The sequence below is a fragment of the Atlantibacter sp. RC6 genome (genome assembly GCF_014193285.1).
Taxonomy (GTDB): Bacteria; Pseudomonadota; Gammaproteobacteria; order Enterobacterales; family Enterobacteriaceae; genus Atlantibacter.
The window spans coordinates 846,877-866,615 of record NZ_JACHZE010000001.1; the positions used below are offsets into that span (position 1 = coordinate 846,877).

General features: G+C 54.1%; 12 protein-coding genes and 1 pseudogene. 8 read left to right on the plus strand and 5 right to left on the minus strand.

Going from position 1 to position 19,739, the window contains the following annotated elements; genetic code table 11:
• Positions 1 to 30: 30 nt before the first annotated feature.
• From alkB to FHW74_RS04090, 4 genes are all read right to left on the minus strand, one after another.
• Positions 31 to 681, minus strand: coding sequence for a DNA oxidative demethylase AlkB (gene alkB / locus FHW74_RS04075; RefSeq protein WP_183169264.1), 651 nt, complete (start codon positions 679 to 681; stop codon positions 31 to 33).
• The gene (gene ada, locus FHW74_RS04080; RefSeq protein WP_183169265.1) at positions 681 to 1,745 is read right to left on the minus strand and encodes a bifunctional DNA-binding transcriptional regulator/O6-methylguanine-DNA methyltransferase Ada; all 1,065 of its coding nucleotides are present in this window, start codon (positions 1,743 to 1,745) and stop codon (positions 681 to 683) included. The genes alkB and ada overlap by 1 nt, the downstream gene beginning before the upstream one ends.
• Before the next feature lie 71 nt (positions 1,746 to 1,816).
• Positions 1,817 to 2,872: an FAD:protein FMN transferase ApbE gene (apbE, locus tag FHW74_RS04085; protein WP_183169266.1), complete on the minus strand. Its 1,056-nt coding sequence runs from the start codon at positions 2,870 to 2,872 to the stop codon at positions 1,817 to 1,819.
• A gap of 107 nt (positions 2,873 to 2,979) precedes the next feature.
• Complete coding sequence (locus tag FHW74_RS04090; protein ID WP_183169267.1) at positions 2,980 to 4,098, minus strand: porin OmpC; 1,119 nt, start codon at positions 4,096 to 4,098, stop codon at positions 2,980 to 2,982.
• An 806-nt stretch (positions 4,099 to 4,904) separates the two neighbouring features.
• Between FHW74_RS04090 and rcsD the strand changes: the two genes are divergently transcribed.
• Positions 4,905 to 7,571, plus strand: a complete 2,667-nt coding sequence (gene rcsD / locus FHW74_RS04095) for a phosphotransferase RcsD (protein WP_183169268.1) — start codon at positions 4,905 to 4,907, stop codon at positions 7,569 to 7,571.
• 16 nt (positions 7,572 to 7,587) lie between these two features.
• Positions 7,588 to 8,238, plus strand: a complete 651-nt coding sequence (gene rcsB / locus FHW74_RS04100) for a response regulator transcription factor RcsB (protein WP_002463361.1) — start codon at positions 7,588 to 7,590, stop codon at positions 8,236 to 8,238.
• 42 nt (positions 8,239 to 8,280) lie between these two features.
• Here the strand turns inward: rcsB and rcsC are convergent, their stop codons facing one another.
• Positions 8,281 to 11,130, minus strand: a complete 2,850-nt coding sequence (gene rcsC / locus FHW74_RS04105) for a two-component system sensor histidine kinase RcsC (RefSeq protein ID WP_183169269.1) — start codon at positions 11,128 to 11,130, stop codon at positions 8,281 to 8,283.
• Positions 11,131 to 11,437: 307 nt separating this feature from the next.
• Between rcsC and FHW74_RS04110 the strand changes: the two are divergent.
• The 6 genes and pseudogenes from FHW74_RS04110 to FHW74_RS04135 form a co-directional block, all read left to right on the plus strand.
• A pseudogene (locus FHW74_RS04110) lies at positions 11,438 to 12,289 on the plus strand (acetyl-CoA C-acyltransferase); the annotation flags it as partial.
• A 418-nt stretch (positions 12,290 to 12,707) separates the two neighbouring features.
• Positions 12,708 to 15,218, plus strand: a complete 2,511-nt coding sequence (locus FHW74_RS04115; protein WP_183169270.1) for a type VI secretion system Vgr family protein — start codon at positions 12,708 to 12,710, stop codon at positions 15,216 to 15,218.
• On the plus strand, positions 15,218 to 17,383 hold the full coding sequence (locus FHW74_RS04120) for a hypothetical protein (RefSeq protein ID WP_183169271.1): 2,166 nt from the start codon (positions 15,218 to 15,220) through the stop codon (positions 17,381 to 17,383). The genes FHW74_RS04115 and FHW74_RS04120 overlap by 1 nt, the downstream gene beginning before the upstream one ends.
• A gap of 13 nt (positions 17,384 to 17,396) precedes the next feature.
• Complete coding sequence (locus tag FHW74_RS04125) at positions 17,397 to 18,104, plus strand: hypothetical protein (RefSeq protein ID WP_183169272.1); 708 nt, start codon at positions 17,397 to 17,399, stop codon at positions 18,102 to 18,104.
• Complete coding sequence (locus tag FHW74_RS04130) at positions 18,104 to 18,364, plus strand: PAAR domain-containing protein (RefSeq protein ID WP_183169273.1); 261 nt, start codon at positions 18,104 to 18,106, stop codon at positions 18,362 to 18,364. The genes FHW74_RS04125 and FHW74_RS04130 overlap by 1 nt, the downstream gene beginning before the upstream one ends.
• Positions 18,361 to 19,734, plus strand: a complete 1,374-nt coding sequence (locus tag FHW74_RS04135) for a hypothetical protein (protein WP_183169274.1) — start codon at positions 18,361 to 18,363, stop codon at positions 19,732 to 19,734. The genes FHW74_RS04130 and FHW74_RS04135 overlap by 4 nt, the downstream gene beginning before the upstream one ends.
• Positions 19,735 to 19,739 lie beyond the last annotated feature (5 nt).

Sequence of the window (19,739 nt, forward strand, 5' to 3'; positions counted from 1 at the left end):
GGCGGACGACGGCAAGAATAATTCTTATTTTTATTCGTAATGCCCTGCGGCCCGGAAAGTTAAGTTGTAACGATAGCCGCCGGTGAGGGGATGTTCGCCATCTTTCAGCGGTTGAATGCCGTGGTAAAACAGGCGCGACGGGCCGCCCCACACCACTACGTCGCCGTGCTCCAGCATTAAGCGCTGTAACGGCGCGCTGCGGGTCAGGCCGCCGAACTGAAATACCGCCGGTAATCCCAGCGAAACAGACACTATCGGCGCCGCCAGGTTGGGTTCGTCTTTATCCTGATGCAGCGACAGTTTGGCCCCCGGCTGATAGCGGTTGATCAGGCAGGCGTCGGGCGCAAAGTCCGGGTAGCCCGCCGCGCGGGACGCCGCATCGCACAGGCGTTGAAAGCTTTCCGGCATGGCAGGCCACGGGTTACCGGTTTGCGGATCGACAGGCGCATACAGATAGCCGCGCCGGTCGGTGGTCCAGCCTAACGTGCCGCAGTTGGTCATCGCCACCGACATGGTGTAACCGCCGGGTGTGACCATATGGCGAAACGGCGACCGGGCGGTAACCTCGTGGATCGCCGCCATCAGTTGCGGGCTGTCCTGACGGGCGAAGCGACGTAGTATCACCGCGCCGGGCGCCAGCGGCTCCTGCCAGGGTTCATCTTCGGCAAACAGATCGAGCATCAGGTCTCCTTGTTGGCTTCATGTTGCAGCAGCGCGGCTTTGCGCGCCACGCCCCAGCGGTAGCCGGAAAGTTGCCCATCCTGGCGGATCACCCGGTGACAGGGCACGATAATCGCCAACCGGTTGGCTCCGCAGGCGCTGGCCACGGCGCGCACCGCGTTGGGTTTGCCCACTTTCGCCGCCAGCGTCTGGTAGCTGACGGTCTCCCCGGACGGAATGGTGCGTAGCGCTTCCCACACCTGTTGCTGAAACAGGGTCCCCTGGAAATCCAGCGGCAGGTCAAGGCAGGTTTCCGGCGCGCGAATGCAGGCCACCACCTTTTCAAGGATATCGCTAAAATCGTCCTGCGCCAGATGGCGTTCAGCCAGCGGAAACAATCCGGCCAGCTGGGCTTCAAGCTCTGCGTCGTCATCGCCTAACAGCACCGCGCAGATCCCGCGCGGGCTTTGCGCCACCAGGCAGCGTCCAACGTGGCAATCCACCATGGCATAGCGCAGGCTGAGCTGTTTACCGCCGCTGCGGTACTGTTTCGCCGTCATACCCAGCATGCCGTCGGCGTCGCGATAAAAGCTGCTGCCCGAGGCAAATCCCGCCTGATACAGCGCGGACGTGACCGCTTCACCCTGCGTTAAGGCATCGCGCAGCCGCTGATTGCGCCGGGCGGTTTGCCAGGCCCGGGGCGTCAGCCCGGTGACCGATTTGAACAGACGATGAAAATGGTACGGGCTCATGGCCATTTCCTGCGCCAGAGCCTCGAGGGTGAGGGTCTCTTCGCTGGCGTCCAGCAATTCGCAGGCTTTGCGGATAAGCTCGACGCGCTGTTGGCGCAGTGGCGCTTTATCCGGCTGGCAGCGCTTGCAGGCACGAAAGCCCGCCGCCCGGGCGGCTTCGGCGCTTTGATAAAAGCGGACATTCTGGCGCAGAGGATGGCGCGCCCGGCACGACGGACGGCAGAAAATTCCGGTGGTGATAACGCCGAACACGAACTGCTCATCGGCCTGCGCATCGCGGCTTTCCACCGCCTGCCAGCGTGCGTCGTCGGTGTGATAAGTGTGCTGTTTCATGGCTCGCTCCTCTTTAAAGGTAGCCCTACTCTGCCAGCAGGGCTGCGCCAAAAAACTCAGTTTCTTGCTTTTTAATTTTTCTGCGTCAGCAGGAAGGTTGCAAACTGCGGCGACATCCAGGTGGAAAAGCCCTTCGGCTCTTTGACAATCAGATATACCGCCAGTTTTTGCTCCAGCGCCAGCGCTTTGGCCTTTTCCGGCCCCAGCACCATCAGCCCGGTGTCCCAGCCATCGGCTTCCAGCGCCGTGGGGGCGATCACCGTGGCAGAGACCAGCGTATGCTGGATTGGATGCCCGGTGGCCGGGTCAATCACATGCGACAGGCGCTTGCCGTCCAGCTCGTAGTAGTTGCGATAGCTCCCGGCGGTACTGATGCCGTGGCCGTTAATATCCACCACCGCTGCGACGGCGTTTTCCCGGTCCGTCGGCTGCTGGATAGCCACCCGCCAGGCGCGGCCTTCGGGATTGGTGCCCCTGCTCACCAGCGCGCCGCCTACCGAAACTAAATAGCGGCTGATGCCCTCCTGCTCCATCAGACGCGCCAGATGATCGGCGGCATAACCTTCGCCGACGGTGGAGAGATCGACAAACAGATCGGGGATCGCTTTTTGCAGATACTGCGCGCCTGCCGACTGGATCACTTTAAGATGCTCAATCCCGACGCGATTCTTCGCCTGCTCGATATCGGCGTCTGACGGCGTTTTCACCGGCTGTTTGTCCGGGCCGAACCCCCATAAATTCACCAGCGGCCCCACGGTGATGTCCATTGCGCCCTGGGTTTTATGACCAATACGCAGCGCCAGCGTCACGATATCGCTCATGGCTTCGCTCACCGGCCACGGGTCGGTGCTGGCGGAATGGTTGAACTGCATCAGCGCCGAATCATTTTTCCAGGTGGAGAGCAGCCGGTCGTCGCCATCCAGCTGGGCCTGAATTTTTTCGCGCAGCGCCGCTTCGCGCGATGATTCAACGCCCGCGAGGCTCACCCGCCAGAATGTGCCCATGGTTTTGCCTTCCAGCACCACGGCCCGCTGGGCAGGTTCAGCCGATTGTTGCGCGTTATCGCATCCTGAAAGCAGCAGAACGGCGGCCACCGTTGCGATGCAAAGTCCTGATAAACGTCTCATTACTCCCCCTCTGTTGAGGCCCGCAGGTTACAACAAAATTCGCGCATTGTCGGGACGCGGGATAAAAAAAGGGAGCCCGCAGGCTCCCTTGATACAACAGGTTGGGATTAGAACTGGTAAACCAGGCCCAGCGCAACGATATCGTCAGTGGCGATACGCGCGTCACGGGTGAAGCGGTTGTCGTCCAGCAGGTTGATTTTGTAGTCAACGTAGGTGGACATGTTTTTGTTGAAGTAGTAAGTCGCGCCTACATCAACATATTTCAGCAGATCCTGATCGCCGTAGTTGTTCACGCCGTTGGAGATGTCTTTACCTTTAGACTGCAGGTAAGCCACGGACGGACGCAGGCCGAAGTCGAACTGGTACTGAGCAACCACTTCGAAGTTCTGCGCTTTGTCAGCAAAACCGTAGGCAGCCGCGCTGGAGTCACCGCCGAAACGGGTGGCGTTGTAAGTCTGGGTGTACTGCGCAGCCAGGTACAGGTTGTTGGCGTCATATTTCAGGCCGCCAGTGTAGGTTTCCGCGTGGTCGCCGTTACCGTAGATACCCGCCAGGTTGTTCTGGTCAGCAGTACGTTTGGAGGAGGACAGCGCACCACCGATACCGAAGCCAGCGCCCAGATCGTAAGTGATGGACGCGCCGTAAGCGTCGCCGTTCTGTTTCAGCACGCCACGGCCGCCAAAGTCTTCGCCGCTGACGCTGCCGTTTTTGCCCTGGTACTGCAGAGCGAAGTTCAGGCCGTCAACCAGACCGAAGAAGTCGGTGTTACGGTAGGTTGCAACGCCGTTAGCACGGGATTGCAGGAAGTTGTCGGCACCGTAGGTGTCACCGCCGAATTCCGGCAGAACGTCGGTCCAGGAGGTCACGTCGTAAACCACGCCGTAGTTACGACCGTAGTCGAAAGAGCCTGCGTCACCCACTTTCAGACCGGCGAACGCCAGACGAGTCCAGGCGTCGTTTTCGCTTTCAGAGGTGTTACCCTGAACCTGGTATTCCCACTGGCCGTAACCGGTGATCTGATCGTTAACCTGGGTTTCGCCTTTGAAGCCGAGACGAATGTAGGTCTGATCGCCGTCAGAGCCATCGTCATCAGAGAAATAGTGCAGACCGTCTACTTTGCCGTACAGGTCTAATTTGTTGCCGTCTTTGTTATAAATTTCAGCCGCATTTGCAGCACCCGCGACTAACAGCGCCGGTACCAATAAGGACAGGACTTTAACTTTCATGTTATTAACCCTCTGTTATATGCCTTTATATATGCCTTTTCTTATTACCACTGCTTACTGATTAATCCTCTAATCAGTCGGCGAACCCATTGTCCAAAACAAATCCAGATTAATCCAATGCGAATATGATACTAAAACTTTTAAGGTGTTTCATTTTGCATGATAGGTGTAACAACATGTAAAAAACAGGGAACTTTTTTTAGCACGAATAGCTAAAAATAATCGCACTGATAATCAAAAAATATCATTATTTCATAAATAACAATGATTTACTATAAAATGATTTTTACCGCACTGAATGATAAAACCTTTTTCACTTTCATCTCTAAAATAGATATCGCTATCATCATTAACTTTATTTATTACCGTCATTCGATCCTGAATGTCAGTTTTACCCCTATTTCTACCGGATGCTCGCATCCGGTTTTTTTTACGCTTCTTTACGTTAGTTGAATAAAACTGTGCTATATGCCGCCGCGTTTGCGAATCGATTTACCCTGCGTAATTAACGCAAAATAAATCCTCCGCTTCGCTTTGTTTATTTGTGCGATTACCGTTGCGTTTACCTTCCTGTTTTACATATTTATTCCCATAACTTATTTCTCCTGTTGCGCGCTTATTTTCTCCACTGCTGGTTTGCTCAGTTCGCTCGCTTTCGCTTGTCTGGTCTGGAAAATCACGCTGTTCGCTTTATACTGCGGTGTCGGTATCTTCGCGCGCGCCTGCCGCCGGGTACGGTAATCGCGTCACGGAACCGACGCTATACGCTTTTTATTACGCCTTTAGCCAGCGGACAACACACGATAATGAGTCAGTCAGACACAATGATCCCCAACAAGTTTTCTTTGATGCCGGGCAGCATCACGCGCTTTTTTCTTCTGCTTATCGTGGTCTTACTGGTCACCATGGGGGTGATTACTCAGAGCGCCGTCAATACCTGGCTTAAAGATAAGAGCTACCAGATCGTGGATATCACCCATGCGCTGCACAAGCGTATTGATACCTACCGCTACGCCACCTGGCAGATTTACGACAATATCGCCCCGTCCACCTCGCCCGCGAATGAAGGGTTGCAGGAAACCCGTCTGCGTCAGGACGTCTATTACCTTGAGAAACCGCGCCGCAAAACCGAAGCGCTGATTTTCGGTTCTCACGACAGTTCGACGCTGGAGATGACCCAGCGGATCTCTAACTATCTGGATACCTTATGGGGTGCCGAAAACGTGCCCTGGTCGATGTATTATCTGAACGGCCAGGATAACAGCATGATCCTGGTTTCCACCCTGCCGCTGAAAGATCTCTCCACCGGCTTTAAAGAGGGGTCGATCAGCAATGTTGTTGATTCGCGCCGCGCGGAGATGCTGCAACAGGCGAACGCGCTGGACGAGCGGGAAAGTTTCTCCGCCCTGCGCCGCCTTGCCTGGCAGAACGGCCACTACTTTACCCTGCGCACCACTTTCAACCAGCCAGGCCATCTGGCGACAGTGGTGGCGTTTGATTTACCGATTAACGATCTGATCCCGCCAGGCATGGCGCTGGACAGCTTCCGTCTCGACCAGGACAATACGCAAAGCGTCCAGACCGGCAACGACCGGGAAGATCCGGACAGCGTAACCATTAACTTCAACAGCTCGCGTATTGAGATCACCTCGCCGCTCAACTCCACCCATCTGAAGCTGGTCTGGGAAGTGCCGTTTGGCACGCTACTGATGGAAACGCTGCAAAATATCTTATTGCCGCTGCTGCTGAATATTGGCCTGCTGGCGCTGGCGCTGTTCGGCTATACCACCTTCCGCAACCAGCCGACGCGCCAGGTGGAAAACAGCGCGCCCAACTCCTGGCAGGGAGAGATGAAAAAGCTGCGCGCGCTGAATGAAGAGATCGTCACGCTGCTGCCGCTTGGCCTGCTGGTACACGATCTTGAATCCAACCGCACGCTGATCAGCAACGGTATCGCCGATCACCTGTTGCCGCATTTAAACCTGCAAAACATTACCGCGATGGCCGATCAGCACCAGGGGGTGATCCAGGCGACCATCAATAATGAACTGTATGAAATCCGCCAGTTCCGCAGCCAGGTGGTTCCGCGCACCCAGATATTCGTGATCCGCGAGCAGGACCGGGAAATCCTGGTCAACAAGAAATTAAAACAGGCGCAGCGCCTGTATGAGAAAAACCAGCAGGGCCGCGCAGCCTTTATGCAGCATATTGGCGAAGCCCTGAAGACCCCGGTGATCAAGCTGGCGGAGCAGGCCGGGCTGGCGGCCAGCGCCGACAACCGCGCACTGATCAATCAGGCTGATGAGATCGTGCGGCTGGTGGATGAAATCCAGCTGTTAAACCTGCTGGAAACCGAAAGCTGGAAAACCATGCCGAGTGAGTTTTCTATCCAGGAAGTGATTGATGAAGTCGTGCCGCAGGTCCTGCCTGCCGCCAAGCGCAAAGGCCTGCAACTGCTGGTGAAAAATCAGCTGGCCGCGAATGAAAGCCGCTACGGCGATCGCGGCGCGCTGAAAAAAATCCTGTTGATGCTGTTGCAGTACGCGGTCACGACCACCGATATCGGCAAGATCACGCTGGAAGTCAGTCAGGAAGAGTCGGCAAGCGAACGCCTGACCCTGCGCATTCTGAATACCGGACAGGGGCTGACCGCGCAGGAAATCGACAATCTGCATTTCCCGTTCCTCAACGACACCTCCGCCGATCGCTTCGGTAAAGCCAATGGGCTAACCTTTTATCTGTGTAACCAACTGGCAAAACAGCTGGGCGGTTATCTGAATATTAAATCCCGCAACGAGCTTGGCACGCGTTATTCCCTGCATCTCAATATGGCGGTGGAATCGAAGGAAGAGGAGGACGAAGAGCGTCTGCTGGATGATGTCATCGCGATGGTGGACGTTACCTCTAATGAAGTGCGCGCGGTGGTGGTTCGTCTGCTGGAAAGCTGGGGAGCAAGTTGCATTACCCCTGACGAACGGTTGATAAGTCAAGAGTTTGATATTTTCTTAACTGATAATCCGTCAAATCTTACAGCAACCGGTCTGCTTTTAAGCGATGATGAAGATCGTGTACAGCGGTTAGCTCCGGGTAAACTGCGGGTTAATTTTAATATCAGCGCAGCTTTGCAGGAAGCAGTGCTACAACTTATAGAAGAGCAACTGGCGCAGGAAGCCAGTCCGGAATCTCCTCTGGGCGGCGATGAAAACGCGCAACTTCACGCCAGCGGCTATTATTCTCTGTTTGTCGACACAGTACCGGACGATGTGAAGAGATTGTATACTGAGGCAGCGACAAGCGATTTTGCTGCGCTGGCTCAGACGGCGCACCGCCTGAAAGGGGTGTTCGCCATGCTCAATCTTGTCCCCGGCAAGCAGTTATGTGAAACGCTGGAGCATAATATTCGCGAGAAGGATGCTCCAGGTATTGAAAAAGATATCAGTGACATTGACGCCTACGTCAATCGCTTGCTGTAGCAAGGTAGCCTATTACATGAACAATATGAACGTAATTATTGCCGATGATCATCCGATTGTACTGTTCGGTATTCGCAAGTCTCTGGAACAGATCGAATGGGTGAATGTTGTCGGCGAGTTTGAAGATTCCACAGCACTGATCAACAATTTGCCGAAGCTCGACGCGCACGTGTTAATCACCGATCTCTCGATGCCGGGCGATAAATACGGTGATGGCATAACGCTGATTAAGTACATCAAACGCCATTTCCCGAACCTGTCTATCATCGTGCTGACGATGAATAACAACCCGGCGATTTTAAGCGCGGTGTTGGATCTGGACATCGAAGGGATTGTGCTGAAGCAAGGCGCGCCGACGGACCTGCCGAAAGCGCTGGCCGCCCTGCAAAAAGGCAAGAAATTCACCCCGGAAAGCGTCTCCCGCCTGCTGGAGAAAATCAGCGCCAGCGGCTACGGCGACAAACGCCTGTCACCTAAAGAGAGCGAAGTGCTGCGTCTGTTTGCCGAAGGCTTCCTGGTGACCGAGATTGCTAAAAAGCTTAACCGCAGTATCAAGACCATCAGTAGCCAGAAGAAGTCGGCGATGATGAAACTGGGCGTTGATAACGACATCGCCCTGCTCAACTACCTCTCATCGGTGACGCTCGCGCCATCCGATAAAGAGTAATTATCACAATGCCCTCCGATGGAGGGCATTTTTTTATCTGCTTTATTTGCGCGCTTTGCGCACCCGCTCCGCGTACAGTGCCAGCGTCTGCTTCAGCACGTCGAGGGTGACCGGTTTCGACAAACAGCTGTCCATCCCGGATTCAATACAGCGCTGCTTCTCTTCCGCTAACGCATTCGCCGTCACACCCACCACCGGCAGGGACAACCCAAGCTGGCGGATACGCTGCGTCAGGCGATAACCGTCCATATTCGGCATGTTGACGTCGCTGAGCACAATATCGATAGAGTTCTTCGCCAGCACGCTGAGCGCGTCGACGCCGTCGTTGGCGGTTTTACACTGGTAGCCCAGCGATCCCAGCTGATCGGCCAGCAGGCGGCGGTTGATCGGATGATCGTCCACCACCAGGATCATCATGTCATCATTCTGCTCGCTGGCGCCGGTTGGTGCTGGCAGCGCGCCGTTTATCCCCGTCGCGCCGACATCAATACTGTAAATACGGCCCAGCAGGGCAATCAGATCGTGCGGCGCCGCCACGCTTTGCAGCCAAACGCCGGGGCTTTGTTCAAAGGGTACGCCAATATGGCGACGGCTAAAGACAATGGTCGCCCGCCCTTCCCACTCGCCGTCGAGCACATCGTCGGTAATCAACACGTCATCGACATCAGCCCGCTGCCCCTGATAACGCTGAGTGCGGATGCCGCTATGCTCCAGCAATGATTCCAGGTAGCTTTGCAGAGAGGCATTGCGCACCGCCAGCAAGCAGCGTTTATCCTTCAGACCCTCGACGCCATCCTCCGGCGCGGCCTGCGCTTTATACAGCGGGATACGCACCGTAAACTGGCTGCCGAGGCCTGGCTCGGTATCGATGGCGATATCGCCATCCATCATGGTGGTGAGCTTTTCACAAATCGCGAGGCCCAGCCCGGTGCCCTGGAAGTTTCGCTGCACGCCGGTTCCCACCTGGAAGAACGGATCGAACAGCTTCACCACCTCTTTCGCCGGGATGCCGACGCCGGTATCGCGCACCCGAAAGCGCAGATAGCCATCGGCCTGATCAACATGCAGCACAATGCAGCCAACGTCGGTAAATTTGATGGCGTTGCTCAGCAGGTTGGAAATCACCTGTTGGATGCGGATGGGATCGCCCTGTAGCTCCAGCGGCACGTCCGGCTCGATAAAGCAGTACAGGCCGAGCTGCTTGCGCACCACCAGCGGTAAATAGTTGGCGGTAACGTGGCTCATCAGCTCACGCGGCGAGAATTCGCGCGGCTCAATTTTCAACTGCTCGGATTCAATTTTCGAGAAGTCGAGAATATCGCTAATGATCTTCAGCAGCAGGCTGGAGGAGTTGTTCATCGCGGTGACCAGACGGTCCACGCCTTTCGGCAGGGCTTTGGTCTGCAGCAAATCGAGGTTGCCGATAATCCCGTACAGCGGCGTACGCAACTCATGGCTGACGGTGGCGAGGAACATGGATTTCGACTGGCTGGCCTGCTCCGCCGCCTGGGCCATATCCTGCAACGACTCTTCCATTTTGACGCGCGCCGACACGTCCACCAGCACGCAGATCGCCACGTTTTCGTTGCGATAGCGGGAATGCACAAAGCTAATTTGCAGATTGGTATTATTACTGGTCAACACGTCGACAAAGTTAACCTGCTGGCCGCAAATAATCTGCGTCAGCCGCTGCCGGTCCTCGTGGGTCAGCATATTGAGATAGTTGTGCGCCAGCTCGTTACTGAGGATATTCGACCCATCCTGGGTACGCAGAATACAGATCCCCACCGGCGCGGAGGCGACGATTTTGCGGTTAAACTGCTCATGCTCTTCCAGGCGCTGGGCATCCACTTCCGCCGGAATAAAAATCCGCCGCTCATACATCCGCGCCAGGGTAAACAGCACAATCCCCACCAGTACGTTGAGCAGCACGGCGTTCAAAATCAGCATCCGGATGCGCTCCAGCACCATATCCACCGGCACCGAATAGACGATGCTCAGGGAAGACGGCGGCAGGTTCTTTTTGAGGATCAGCTCCTTAAAGCCTGCGGTATAGCCAAACCAGGCGCGATCCTGCACCCAGCGCGGATCGGGGACAATGCGGGTTTCCGGGCCGGTCAACGAAATCAGCGGATGGCTGTTTTCATCCAGGATAGTCACGCCCATCGGCAGGCTGCCGGGGGTGAAAAAGTTCTCTACACGGATGGTCTGCTCGGTGCCTAACAAAGCCTGCAGGCGATTGGCGAGATAGACCGGGGTGATGGCGTAGAAATTGCCCACGCCGGGACGCGGCCCCTGCCCTATCCAGTACAGACCGTTGGTGCGCTCATCTTGTGGCTGGTTGCGGTATTTCACGATCCGGTCATGAAACGATTTCAGAATGCCGTCGCGCTCTACCGGGCGATCACGCAGGCCGAAATTCGCCATGCAAAGGTTTTCAGTGCCGATCAGGAACACGCGGTTTAAATCATAGGCCGCTGAAAAGTTATCCCGCCAGTAGCGTAAAAACCACGACATGGATTGCAGCGAGCCGCGCCACGCGTTGCTCATGGCGGTACAGTCGGAATCCGACCACAGCGGCATAAACGCCGGGATTTCCGCGCTGGCATCGCGCTTGCCCGCGCTTAACAGCGCCCCGTCCGGCGTATTGAGCCGGTTTTCGGCAATATACTTCAGCTCCTTCATCACATCCGAGGTGCGCTGAATATAGCGCTGGGCCTGATCGAAACTCAGGTTAAATTCCTGGCGGATTTCCGACTCTTTGTCATGCAGGGCGCTGACAATATAAAACACGGAAAACAGCATGATCAGCAGCCATAGCAATAACGCCAGGGCGCGAAACAGATAGCGAGAAACTTTCAGCGTGGTGCGAAAGGAGACGAAGTATTTCAAAGTGGTTCCGGTCGCTGTGGCAGGTAGTAAAAGAAATAATGCCGTTAAGGTAGCCGTAAAACGCCAGAGCCGCAATCTTCAGTGTTTGTCTGTATTTTGAACACCAGCCGGGAAACGGCGCGGAATTCCGATAATAATCGTTTTTTACTGCTCAGGGACAGGGATTTTTAGCCGTGCACTTTTCACACTTACGGAAGATTCTCAAGCCGCTGATTCCCCGTAAACTCCGTAACCAGCTTATTGTGATGGCCATTTGTATGGTTTCCATCCCTGTGCTGACCATGGGGTACGTGGTGGATAACGAAGGGCGGGCGGTATGGAGAACATGAGCCAGGCGCCGTATCTGTTAAATGCCAAAGCACGCTGGGGTTACCGGCTGGGCGACGGTGAGCTTTCGGATGTGATTCTGCGTGATGGCCTTATATGCGCCACTGAGGGCTACCATATGGGCATTACGGCGGAAAACGTCGCTAAAGCCCACGGCATCACGCGCGCGATGCAGGATCAAGCCGCGCTGCATTCCCAACAAAAGGCGCAGACTGCGATTGAATCAGGTGCATTCGCCCGGGAAATCATACCGGTGACGGTGAAAAACCGTAAAACGGAAATCCAGTTTGCCGTCGATGAGTTCCCCAAAGCGGGTACAACTCTGGATGGCCTGTCATCGCTGCGACCGGCTTTTGATAAAAGCGGCACCGTAACCGCCGGAAACGCCTCTGGAATTAACGACGGCGCGGCGGCGCTGGTGGTAATGGCGGAAGATGTCGCGCGGGCGGCGGGCTTAACGCCGCTGGCCCGTATTCGCGGCTATGCCAGCGGCGGCGTTGCGCCGTCGATGATGGGCCTCGGTCCAGTGCCTGCCACGCGAAACGTGTTGCAGCAAACCGGGTTGTCGCTGGCGGATATTGATTTGTTCGAGACCAATGAAGCCTTCGCCGCGCAGTCCTTTGCCGCCGGCCAGTTGCTGGATTTCGATATGGAGAAGGTTAATGTCAACGGCGGGGCGATCGCGCTGGGCCACCCTATTGGAGCCAGCGGCGCGTGCATTTTGGTTACCCTGCTCCATGCGCTGGCGGCGCGCGATAAAACTCTTGGTCTGGCGACGCTGTGCATCGGCGGCGGGCAAGGCATTGCAATGGTTGTTGAAAGGATGAATTAAATATCTTTCGGCAAAGCCGTAATGCTGATCACTTAAGTAAATAAGGCTGGATAATTCGGGCCTCTGATGAAGAGCAACAGGGCGGAAAACCTGATTCCTTAATTGCCCTTCTGAATATATTTATGAATTTATATACATTTAATATTTAACAAACTGGCGTTAAGCGTCCCCGTACCTTTATTAACTCTGCCAGGCAAGGTGCTTAATTGCTTTCCAGTGACTGTTATATCCAGGCCGGGCATCATTCTCCAACCTTTTTATTCCGCTTGTGAATCTTTTTATTTTATTTATTATTTTAATATATGAAATATATTTCGTAATACCCTGCCCTGCGTCATGAAATGGCACTTTAATTAATAATCTATAGGCGTATTATTTTTTGAGGGATCGTAATCGTTTATCAAAAGGATATTTTGTGATGGCAGGACAATCAGATACTGTTCAACAACAGAATACGTTAAACCGTTATTTACTGTATTTTCCCCAAAGCAAATTTGTTTTACCGGATGTTCACTCTTTTACCGGGGAAGAAGAACTCAGTAAGCCCTACCGCTACACCATCCGCTTTACCAGCCCAACACCGGACATTGCAGTCAACGATGTCCTCTATCAGATGGCGGAATTTATTCTGCGTGCCCCGAATCCGAAAGCAGGCTGGCACAATCAGCAGCCCTGGCTGCCGGTGCGCCAGATTAACGGAATAATCACGTCATTTTCCCGTCTGAAATCATCCGCTGATGAAACCCTGTATGAGTGTGTACTGGAACATGAGCTGGCATTGCTGGACCGGAATTACCGCTCGGCCGTGTACATGAATATCACTGTACCTGCACTCGTCAGTCAGTTGATGAAGGAGAGCGGGCATTTCGAAGGCTACAATATTGATTTTGACCAGCTGAATCGCAGTTACCCCAGCAGGGAAATGGTAATCCAGTGGAAGGAAACCGATCTTCAGTTTATCCGCCGTTTGCTGGCTGAGATCGGAATCTGGTTCCGCTTTGAAAACCACGACAAGGTACCGGGCGAAACGGTGGTGATTTTTGGAGATGGAGGGCACCGCTACGTTTTCAGCGATAAAAAGCTGCCATACGTCCGTAATTCTGGCATGACCGGTCATGAAGAGTACGTTACCGAACTCGAAGAGCACTACCAGCTTATTCCCGAAAACGTATTAGTCCGCACCTACAACTATCGCGATCCGTTTTCTCCGCAGGCGGATAAAACCATTACCGACAACGACATTCCTGACGGGATAACCAGCGGCAAACAGTATCATTACGCCGATCACTTTCTGACTGCTGGCGACTTTTATGGGCAGGAGGCGGAAACAGCCTCGTTTTACGCGCGCCTGCGCTATGAACGTTTGCTGAACAAACAGAGCGTGCTGGGGGTAACGACCAGCGATCCGGAACTGTTGCCTGGTGTGATGTTTCACCCGACCGGGAATATTCCTGCCGGGTTTAAACCTGGATTCGTTGTCACCATGATGACGCTCTCCGGCAGCCGCGCACAGCACTACCTCGCCATCCTGAAGGGCATCCCTTATCTGAACGGCTACAGCTACCGTCCGGACTATCTGCCGCGCCCGGTAATAGCCGGAACCGTGCCCGGCCGCGTGGCGGCCATCAATCACGATCACACCTATGCCGGAGTCGATGCGCAGGGCCGCTACCGCGTGAAATTTGATTTTGATCTCGATGAAAAACGTGACGGTTTTGAAAGTGCGCTGATGCGCCTGGGCAGACCCTACGGTGGGGATGTGTTTGGTTTTCACTTCCCGTTGCTGGACGGGACAGAGGTGGCAGTAGCCTTTGAAGGCGGCGACCCGGACAGGCCTTTTATTGCACATGTGATGCATGACGGCAGCCACCCCGATCTGGTCACAAACCGCAACGATACCCGCAACGTCATTCGCACGGCAGCCTCGAACAAAATCCGCCTTGAGGACCGCCGCGGTCAGGAACATATCAAGATTTCTACGGAGTACGGTAAGGGCCAGGTCAGCGTCGGCCACCTGGTCGATGCTACGGGGAAAAAGCGCGGGGAAGGCGTCGAAGCCCGCACCGATGACTGGATGGCGCTGCGTGCCGCCAAAGGAGTGCTCATTACCACAGAGGCCCAGCCCCGCGCGCAGGGTCAACAGCTGGATATGACGGCCGCCATCGCGCAGCTGGAAAAAGCATTGTTGCTGGCGATGACCCTGCAACAAAGCGCGGCAACGGCCGGGGCCGGGAATGTGGAAACCGATCGGCAAAACCAACTGGCCCAGGTGCTGAGCCAACTAACCGGGCCGGGCATTCTGGCGTATGCCGAAAAAGGAGCGGCGCACGTTAGTCCGCAAAGCCTGCAACTTTCCGCAGGCAAGGATTTGATCGCCACGGCAGGTCAGAATGCCAGCGTGAACGTGGTGAAAAAATTCTCGCTGGCCGTGGGGGAAAAACTTTCGCTGTTCGCCCGCAAGCTCGGCATTCAGATGATTGCCGGTGCCGGGGATATCACCACGCAGGCCCAGCGCGGCGCCATGCACATGCTCTCACAGAAAGATTTCACGATGGCAAGTACCGCCGGGCAACTGAACGGCAGCGCCAAACAGGGCATACAGCTGGTCTGCGGCGGTGGAGGGATCCGTATCAGCCCTAACGGACTGGTCACTCTCTTTTCGCCAACGGGAATCGAACTGAAAGGACCCAATCTGAAATATGACGGCCCGGAAAGCGCGCAGGTCACGGTCCCGCCGTTCAATAAGGGCGCGTTTAAACTCCGCTACCAGCTGCACGCCGGAGACGACCCGGAGCAAATTCTCGCGAACAAAAAATTCAGACTGACCAGTTCGACCGGAAACGTGGTTGAGGGTGTTACGGACAGCAACGGTCATTCATCGTTACTCGATGCCGATGACCTGGATACCTACAAAATGGAGTTACTGTAATGACGGAAGCCAGGAAAAGCCCGTATGCGCCACGGGTAATATCAGAAGGGGATATTCCTGTACACAGGGATTTAGGGGAAGTTGCTCAGACTCGCCGTGTGGGCGTACCGCGCCCGATGCCGGGGATCGTTATTCTGGTCCACGGCGTGAATGATGTAGGCGAAGCGTACCAGAACCAGGAGAAGGGCATTATCGCGGGCCTGAGTAAACGTCTTGGCCGCACAGACCTTTACACCCATGAATGGGGGGAGTACAGAATTACCCATCCCGGCCGCTCACCGGTTATCCCGTTTTACTGGGGGTATAAGCCGGTCACGCATGCGGATTATGTTGCAGATCAGAAGCGCTATCGTGATGAAGTGGGTAAGCTGAAGGACCAGACTCATCTGCCGTACGATGCTTATCAGGAAGATAACGGGGATAAAAAAGCCGATCTGGGTAATGACGGAAAAGGCGCGTTTAAGTACCAGAACGATAACTTTGGTAATGCGCTGGACGCTAACTTTGCCAAAGGGGGCGGCACCTTCGCGAACGCCACAACCAACATTCCCGATATGCTGGGACCGGGGGCGGGAGGTGTGGCTCTGGCGGCTGCGGGATTTGCATCACTGCATATGAATGACGGGGATTACACTCACCCCATCTATGAAAACCCTCACCGAATCTATCAGTTTTTTGCTGCCCAGCGCCTTGCTGATTTGATTATTCAGATCCGCCAGACGCAGGAAACCCGTGACGATGTAATCAATATCGTGGCGCACAGCCAGGGAACCATCATAACCATGCTGGCAAATATGTTGGTCAAGAAGGCAGATTATGAGCCGGTGAACTGTGTCATCCTGAATCATTCCCCGTATTCACTGGAATCCCGCACCGCGGAAAATATTCAGCCCGGCCATCACCAGACAGATAAAGCCCGGCAGGATACGTTTAAAAATTTCTGTCGGCTGATGGCAACGCATTATAAAGGCGGTGTGCTTGATGACGCTGCGCTGAAGGAAATGGAAGGGGCCTGCACGCTGCGTAAACCGTCCGATAATCCATTGCGCAAAGACGTCAGGTTTTGCCGGAATAATAACGGTAAGGTCTATAACTACTTCTGCCCTGATGATGGTGTTGTGTCTTTGACAAACGTTCAGGGTTTCGGCTGGCGGGGCATCCCCAAAACTATCGCTGGCGATATTCCAAATTTATATCAGCGGGTCTTTTATCAGCATGGTGAGGTAGGGCTGGCTCCGACAGGAGAAGAGTTTACTTTGCCTAAGCGCATGACGGGGGATGCGGATTACAGCAGCCTCGCGAATACCAGTTACCCCACGTCAGGATCAGGTGTTGTCGTGAACGGTGAAGAGCTGCCTGAGACGTTTATCTTTGCACTCCAGGGGCAAAATAATCATCCCGACAACGATCCGAAAACAAGCGATAAACCTTACACCGCTTACATCGATCCGGATAGTCCGGATGCCTACATTTCGTATTCTGCAAAAGCCCATGCCATCAAACTGACAGAGAGTGCCACCTATGCTGTCAGCCGTTACCAGGGCGTCTGCTGGAGTCACGGCCATATACTGACAAACGATGAGCTGAAGGTCGAAACACTCGGAATGAAAGAGCGTATCGGGTATGACACAAGGGTGATTCGTGGGGTGGTGACAGGAACGAAGGACTTTCTGAACGTCACGCTGACCTGGCTTCGTCCCCGCGACGAACTGGAAAAGGAATGGAAGAACGCAGATCCAGTCAGTTACAGCCAGCATTCTTCTATTGTGGCGAGCGAGTACGCCCCGTCTCATGCGATGGCGTTTGACCTGGCAATCGGCCAGTGCCGCGCGTTCGACTATAAAGCGGGTAAATTCTGGGAAGGCCTGCTGCACCGTGCGGACTGGCGTGACCCGCAGAATGGCAATGTTGATACCAAAGAATATTACCGGACAGGCAAGCTACCTGTTGCTGAAACGAAAAATTTCATGAACAAGCCAGAAGGTGCGTTACCTCCAGGCGATTTTGGCGTGGTCAACCAGTTTAACAATGCCACAAAAATCATCCCGTCCCGTGATTTAGCTGTGGGCAATCAGGAAGTCGCAAATCTGCAATGGGACATGCCGAAGGCAAAATCTGACCGGGAACTGGGGATTGCGGGTGCTAAAGAGTGGTGGGAATTGTGACAGGAAGACAAGAATGAAGATAAAACGTACAGCAGGTATTGCCCTGGCGTCATTGCTGGTGGCCGCAGGTTGCAAGGCTTCAGAGCCGCCGACGCAGGTTGTTTATCGTTTTGACGATCACCGTTATCTGGAGCTGAAAGGCTGGGACTGTGAAGGTGAGCTTTGGTACACGGATACGAAGAGAGGTATTCACTCACAGCCTTATTTTCAGTTTTATCGAATCTTTACCCGTAAGTTTATTCACCCATCAGAGCGCTATATCGCTATCCCAAACTGGGAGGTGGATGGGTTTCTTGTGTCGAAAGACTATGGTGAAACTTGGAGAGCCATAGGTTTTTCTCCATCGGGGAATGAGCCTAATGGCGATAACAGAGCACCCGCAGAAGACGCAGTGTCTTTCACAGTCGTCAATGATCAGGGTTTTTTACAGACGAAACACCGGCTGTATATGTCGTCAAAACCGTTTGATGACCCGCGTATTTTGCCTGGAGGGGCGGGTATTCAATATGAGCTTGAGGATGGAACAAAAAGAGATATAAAACCCGGAACTGCGGGGTGGGCTTGGGGAATGGTTTATATGACTAAACAAGGGCTCAAAGAGACCGTTCAGGAACTTCAGACCAGTTGGCAAAATCAGCCTGACAAAGTCCCGGAAGTAAAAGGCTACACCGGCTGGGACCATATGCGTTGCGATATGGATGCAGGAAGGAAAGGATACTAATGAACGGCGTAATTCGACTCAATGACCCGCTGGTAAGCGGCGGGAAAGTGATTAAGGCATCCGGCGCGCAATTTATGGGCCTGCCTGTGGCTCTGAAAGGCGACGAAGTGACGTGTATGGAGCATAAGGGGACGTTCCCTATCAACGAATGTCACCCGACCTGGACGATGCATGGCCGGGGTGTGGTGGTGGATGGCTGTAAAGCGGCGTGTGGTTGTGCTATCCGGACCACGCTACCTGTTGCGGGGGCTGTGTTATGAACTGGTGGTTGTACTCTAAGCAGGATGAATTTAAAGAAGACTATCCCTGGCTGGCGGTTTTTATTTTATATGTGATCGTCGTGGTTATTTGTATTGCTATCCGGGCTGTCACATGGCCGGGTAATAAACATGTCGATTTCGACTTTCTCATCCAGTCCGTGATCATACCTGTCGTAGTTGTGACCTTTCTAGTGCAGGCATTAAGTCTTACCTATCACGGGCTCAGGCACTACACCGAAACGCGGTTACTGATTGCCGCGCGTCAGGAATACAACGTTGTCAACTATGCCAGGCGCAATATTATTCTTGCTGGCTGGTCGTTGCTGACCCCGCCAAAGGCAACCAGAGAACTGGCGCTGAATATGCTGAAACTGGAAGGAGAATTTCCGCTGGCCGCCAAAATGCCGTTAAAGATCGAACTGGATGAATCGTTTGATTTCACACGGGCCGGGCAGGCATTCATTAGTGTGTTGGCACCGCTGGTAGACAAAATTGCTCTGTACCGGCAGCTTGAAACGCTCGTGTGGGTACGCGGTGGGGATGAGTACTGTGGCGATGAACTCCGTCGTGTGTTTCAACGACTGTCAATTACCGCCGAAAAAATAACGTTTTTGCCGGAGTGCCCGGACTTTACCCAGATAACGGAATGGATAGAGTGGGCAGGCACTTACGTTGTTCACCGCCTGCTTATCATAGTAGACCTACACCCGGATGAAGGGGAATCTACGTGGATGGAAAACGCCACGGCGCTGCTTCTCACGAACTATTACGTTGAAACGGAAGCAGCAAAACCGGTCTACCTTTACCAACCAATGACGGGCGTGACAGACGTTGAAAACAAAGTCCCTGTCTATCTGAGGACGGCAAACGTCGGCAAACCCCGGCGGCTTTGGTATACCGGATTATCCCGCACGGAGAAGTATCCGCTGCTGGAAGTACTGGATGAAAAAAAAGTGGTGTTGGACAAGCTGGAGCTTGAAATGTCGCTTGGAGAAAGTTCTGCCGGGTACCAGTGGCTGATGCTGGCGCTGGCGTCAGATGCGGTGACATACGCACAGGGCGACCAACTGGTCGCTGTATCAGAACAGAACAAATTTTCTATGACAGCATTACCATCCCGGTTAACCAGCCAGCCGGATTATCCCATGGAAAAAAGATATACGACGCCGTGGGAAGTTGGTGGCATTGCCGGATTGATGCTCCTTTTAGCTATTTTTTTGACTTGTTGTAGTTTCGGCGAGGAGGGTGAAGAAATATCAGGCTGGTTAACTATTTTACTGTTTGTAATATGCATAGGTTTTTTTCTTGGAATGGGCGCCTTTTTTACCTGGTTTTATGGTGACAAAGCGCGTGAACATATGGGGATCTGATAAGA